The 4,966-nt window shown below is 33.9% G+C and carries 4 protein-coding genes; all 4 read left to right on the plus strand.

Annotated features, from left to right (window positions below):
- Positions 1 to 1,122, plus strand: a 1,122-nt coding sequence (locus ACP5SP_RS07290; protein WP_428076373.1) for a glycosyltransferase family 4 protein, incomplete at its 5' end; no start/stop codon positions are given.
- Positions 1,123 to 2,151: a glycosyltransferase family 4 protein gene (locus ACP5SP_RS07295; RefSeq protein ID WP_428076374.1), complete on the plus strand. Its 1,029-nt coding sequence runs from the start codon at positions 1,123 to 1,125 to the stop codon at positions 2,149 to 2,151. It begins immediately after the preceding gene.
- Positions 2,148 to 4,289, plus strand: coding sequence for a bi-domain-containing oxidoreductase (locus ACP5SP_RS07300; RefSeq protein WP_428076375.1), 2,142 nt, complete (start codon positions 2,148 to 2,150; stop codon positions 4,287 to 4,289). The genes ACP5SP_RS07295 and ACP5SP_RS07300 overlap by 4 nt, the downstream gene beginning before the upstream one ends.
- A 455-nt stretch (positions 4,290 to 4,744) precedes the next feature.
- Positions 4,745 to 4,966 (plus strand): hypothetical protein (locus tag ACP5SP_RS07305; protein ID WP_428076376.1); only part of this gene is annotated, 222 nt, incomplete at its 3' end.

A 4,966-nucleotide genomic window follows, 5' to 3' on the forward strand; every position in this document is an offset into this window, starting at 1 on the left:
GATGCTCGAATGGGCCATACAAGAGTTGGCATGGGAGTTTATGTTAGAGGTTTATTGCGAAGCTTATCTAAAATAGACAAGGAAAATGAGTATTTTGTTATTTTAAATAAAGGGAAAAAAGACAATTTTATTCCTTTACAAGATAATTTCCATAAAATTTATACAGGCGTAACTTATAGCAATTACTTGAAAAGAGATCTTTGGGAGCAGATTTATTTGCCAATTTTATTAAATAGGTACAATATTGATGTGTACCATGGCCCTAATTATATTTTACCTCTTTTTAGTAGTAAGAAAATGATTTTAACTATATATGACACAATATCTTTTTCTAATTATGGTTGGTATAAACCTGTATCTCGATATCGAGTGCAAAAATTGTTAAGTTTATCTGCAAAAAAAGCTGATAAAATAATAACTGGCTCAGAGCATTCGAAAAAAGATATTATTTCAATTTTGGGAATACCAGAGGAAAAAATTAAAGTTATTTACATTGGTGTTGATGAAGAATACAAAGTTATTAAAGATCAAAGTAAATTAAATTTAGTAAAAGCAAAATATGGTCTAAACAAGAAATTTATCCTACATGTAGGATCTTTGAATCCAAGGAAGAATATCTCTCGACTTATAGAAGCTTATAACAAACTACCTTTGGAGCTATCAAAAGAATACCAGCTTGTTCTTGTTGGTGGAAAAGGCTGGAGGTCTAATGAGATATTTGCTAAGATTGAAAAATTAGGATTAAACGACAAAGTTTTATTTACTGGTTTTGTTGAAGATGATGATTTACATTTATTGATGAATGCAGCTTCGTTATTAGTTTTTCCTTCTCTTTATGAGGGCTTCGGGATTCCTCCTCTTGAGGCAATGGCTTGTGGAATACCAGTGGTTGCGTCCAATACTTCTTCTATTCCTGAAGTTGTTGGGGATGCAGCATTATTGTTTGACCCATATAATGTTGACGAAATGTCTGTTGCGATTTACAAAGCTTTAACTGATGAACAATTGCGAAATGATCTGGTAAAAAGAGGTTTTGAGCGTGTAAAATATTTTTCTTGGGAAAAAACAGCGCAAGAGACTTTGGCAGTGTATAACGAAATCTACAATAGCATAGGAGACTAAATGAAAGTATGTTTTTTTGCAGGTGTTAAGGATAAATCTTTACTAACTTTGATGCAATGGTATGCTAATGACATCCTAATTTTGAGAGACCTTGGATTTGATGTAACCATTGCAACAAAATGGAGTGAAATCCCTTGGAATGCAGATTTGTATTTCGCTTGGTGGCCAACAAAAGGTATATTACCTTTAATAAAATCAAAGCTCAGTCACAAGCCAGTTATAGTCGTTGCAGGAGGCACTGAAGTAGTGCATTCATATAATTTAGAGTATAATTTTACAAATAGTGGACTTTTAAAGAAAAAAACGATTATTTTTGTTTTAAATAATGCGACCAAAGTTTTAGCAATATCAAAGGCAGCAGAAAAGGAAATAAAAGCGTTAGTATCCAAAGCTAATATTGAAACAGTTTATTTATCTGTTGATACGGAAACCTTTTCTCCAGTTGCAGGCGCAAAGAAAGATATTATTTTTACAATTTCTCATTTGAATAAGGAAAATATTTATAGGAAAAGAATCTTGTCTATTATACGCTCTGCAAGGCAAATAGTTGATAAATTTCCGGAATTGAAATTTGTAATAGCTGGGAGAAAACTTGACGGGTTTGAACAAGTTGTTGATGAAGTAAAAAGATTGAGCCTAAGCAATAACTTTATTTTTCCGGGCAAGATAAGCAATGATGAGAAAATTGAATATTTCAGACGGAGTCTTATTTATCTCCAGCCAACTTTGCATGAAGGTTTTGGACTTGCAATTGCAGAGGCAATGAGTTGTGGGGTACCTGTTGTCACGAGTAAAGTTGGCGCAGTAGAGGAAGTTGTTGGCAATTGCGGGATATATGTGGATTCCAACAATGAGAATGAAATAAGTAATGCTGTTATATCGCTCCTCATAAATCCAGAATTAAGAGGAGAGATGGGTAAATGTGCAAGAGAGAGGATTGTCGAGAATTTTAGTTATGAAATTAGAAAAAAAAGAATTGAAACTATAATCGATGGAGTAATTGCTCTTCATTATGGAGGAAAGAAATGAAGCAACTTGTACAGAATTTTAAAACAGGGCAATTAGAGATTTTAGACATTCCAGTGCCTAAAGTATCACAAAATACCGTCTTGATAGAAAGTAAAGTAAGTTTAATATCATCTGGAACTGAGAGGTCCCTTGTGGAGCTTGCTCGAGGAACACTTTTTGAAAAAGTAAGAAGTCAACCTGAGAAAGTTAAGGAAGTTTTACAAAAGATTAAGAATGATGGTCTTTTTGCTGCCTTAGAGGCTGTTGAGGCAAAGCTTGACGAACCTCTGCCTTTGGGTTATTCAAATGTCGGTGTTGTTATTGACTACGGTAAGGGTGTTCAAGAATTTTCTATTGGTGATAGAGTTGTTTCTAATGGTAGTCATGCTGAAATTGTGAATGTATCAAAGAACTTGGTTGCAAGAGTACCAGATAATGTTGATGATGAAACTGCCTCATTTACGGTTTTAGGTTCTATCGCATTAGAAGGGGTTAGATTAATTAATCCTACCTTAGGCGAACATATTGCGGTAATTGGGCTTGGTCTAATTGGCCAATTAGTAGTACAGTTGCTCTTAGCATCTGGATGTAAAGTACTTGCTATGGATCTGAGAGAGGATAGGGTAAACCTTGCAAAATCTTTTGGGGCTGAAGGTTATGTACTAAAGAATGGCGAATCTCCAGTAAGAGCTGCTATGTCTTTCTCCAAAGAACAAGGAGTAGATGGAGTTGTTATATCAGCTTCTACAAATAGCAATGAACCTATTGTTCAAGCTGCACAGATTTCAAGAAAAAGAGGGAGAATTGTTCTTGTGGGTGTTGCAAAAATAGATGTTCCAAGGGATTTATTTTATAAAAAGGAACTCAGTTTTCAGGTGTCTTGTTCATATGGACCGGGAAGATATGATAGTTTATATGAGGAAAAAGGAATTGATTATCCACTTCCATATGTAAGGTGGACAGAAAAGAGAAACTTTGAAGCTGTACTTGATATGATGTCTGCCGGTAAGATTAATGTAAAACCTTTAATTACTCATAGGTTCCCTTTCAATGAAGCATTAAACGCCTATGAAGTACTTCTTAAAGGAGATGCGATAGGAATTTTGCTGGAATACAGGGAAAATGATTCTAAGAATAAAGATTTGATTGTTTTAAGAAAGCAAGAAAAGAACTTTTCAGAGTCACCTGTAATAGGTTTTATAGGTCCAGGTCAATTTGCAAAAAGAATACTCCTTCCTATTTTAAGCTCAATGAATGTGCGACTCAAAACAATTGCAAGCTCCTCAGGTTTGCAGGCTTTACACGGAGGAGAGAAATTTGGCTTTGAACTTGCAACTTCTTCTTATCTCCAAGTGTTTAATGATCCAGAAATTAATACGGTTTTTATTGCGACAAGGCATAATTCTCACGCTTCACTTGTTATTGAGGCATTAAAAAAAGGTAAAAATGTCTATGTGGAAAAACCCCTTGCTTTAGGTTTAGATGAGTTAAAAGAAATAATATCTACTTATAGGGAGTCTGACAAAATTCTAATGGTTGGATTTAACAGAAGGTTTTCGCCTTTTGCGAGAACACTAAAAAATGCTTTAATGTATAGAAAAGCTCCAATATCTGTAAGTATAACAGTAAATGCAGGTGAAATCCCGTTAGAAAGTTGGGTACAGGATCCAGAAATTGGTGGAGGAAGACTCTTAGGAGAAGCTTGTCATTTTATCGATTTGGAAAGATATATTGTAGGAGTCCCTATTGAAAGAGTTTTTGCAATCGGAGCAAGAAATAATGGGAATCTGGAAGAGGATAATGTTGTAATTAGCCTTTCTTTTAAAGACGGCTCTGTGGGTTCGATTATTTATTTCTCAAACGGTAGCAAGCAATATCCAAAGGAAAGAGTCGAAGTATTCAACGAAGGTAAAGTATTTTTGATTAATAATTTTAGATCTCTTGTTGGTTTTGGATCGCGAGTGAAACTAAATTCTTTTAGACAAGATAAAGGACATAGAAATGAAGTAGCCGAGTTTATCAACGCTATTAGAGAGGGTAACCCGTCTCCAATTCCTTTTGAGGAATTAGTTGAAGTTACTTTTGCCACTCTTGCTGCAAAAGAATCTCTTAAGATCGGAGTTCCCATAGATTTAAAGGACTTCGGAGGTATAATCTAACGAATAATTTTAACGAAAAACGTTAACATACTTGACAAAATTTTTAATTTGCATACAAGATAATTGAGAAAAGATAAATTTAAAAATAACAACAATGGATAGTTTAGTAGAGGCTAATTTTGAAGCTATCTTTGGAAAGACCTTAACTTATGCTAAAGCCAGGGTTATTATTTGTCTGTCAAAAAATCCTTATTCAGCAAACTTTTGTAACTACGACCAAACTATTTTTGAGGAACATTCTCTTTCTGTGCAACACATCTTACTCAAAGCAATACACAACTGACTATGAAACACAACTTAAAGTTTTTGATGTTAATCAAAAGCCAGTGGCAAATGAACTATCAGTGGACAAAGCTATCTGCTTTGTGGGAAGTTTACTAAATTGTTTTTTTGTAGATTTATTTTTATACAAATTTATAAAAAATTTATAAAATTGAAAGGAGGGAAATGGTAAAATGGAAAAAAGAAAAATTTTGAGTGCTTTAGTTGTAATTGTTCTTTTGTTTAGTCTTTTTCTTCCTATTTTTATTAAGGACGGAAAAGGCTTAGTCAGTGCAAAATCTCCACATCTCAAAAAAGTTTATCTTGATGCTACAAAATTTAAGGGAAAGCAGTTAGAAGAGGCTTTGGAAGAACTTGAAGAGCTAGAAGTCAACGTTAAGGTTAAAGGTTTTGAT

This window comes from Caldisericum sp., from assembly GCF_049967455.1.
Classification (GTDB): domain Bacteria; phylum Caldisericota; class Caldisericia; order Caldisericales; family Caldisericaceae; genus Caldisericum; species Caldisericum exile_A.